General features: G+C 35.4%; 1 pseudogene. It reads right to left on the minus strand.

What is annotated here, in order from left to right:
* Nucleotides 1-522, minus strand: a pseudogene (locus J8281_RS18990) (DNA mismatch repair protein MutL); the annotation flags it as partial.

Here is a 522-nt window from a genome sequence, read left to right on the forward strand (position 1 = left end):
TGCAACTGATATGTAGAACTTACTGTTTCTGAGGTATCTTTTTCATCAAATAAAACATTGGGTTGTGCTTCACTCTCAAAAGTAATTTCGCTAAAATCTGTTGACGCATCATTACTCTTAGATTCTAAGCCTACATAAAGACTCTCCCAATGTTCTGTTGGTGCTTTTTTAAAACTTTGGGTTGACGAATTCCCTGAAGACACAGTTTTAGAATCCTGAAACGGATTAAAATTACTATCTACTTCTATTCTTGGTGTTTTAGAGAGCGTACCTTTTAAATCGTAAGGTGTATCTAAAGTAGCATCGCGTTCAAAATCCAAAACGGGAGCAATATTAAACTGACCCAAACTATGCTTTACAGCAGACCGTAAAATGGCATACAGAGTGTGTTCATCATCAAACTTAATTTCTGTTTTTGTAGGATGGATGTTTATATCAATAGTTTGCGGATTTACCTTCAGGTTCAAGAAATAACTCGGGTGTGTTCCTGTTTTTAAAAGTCCTTCAAAAGCCGATAAAATC

The sequence above is a fragment of the Aquimarina sp. U1-2 genome, from assembly GCF_017897595.1.
Classification (GTDB): Bacteria; Bacteroidota; Bacteroidia; order Flavobacteriales; family Flavobacteriaceae; genus Aquimarina.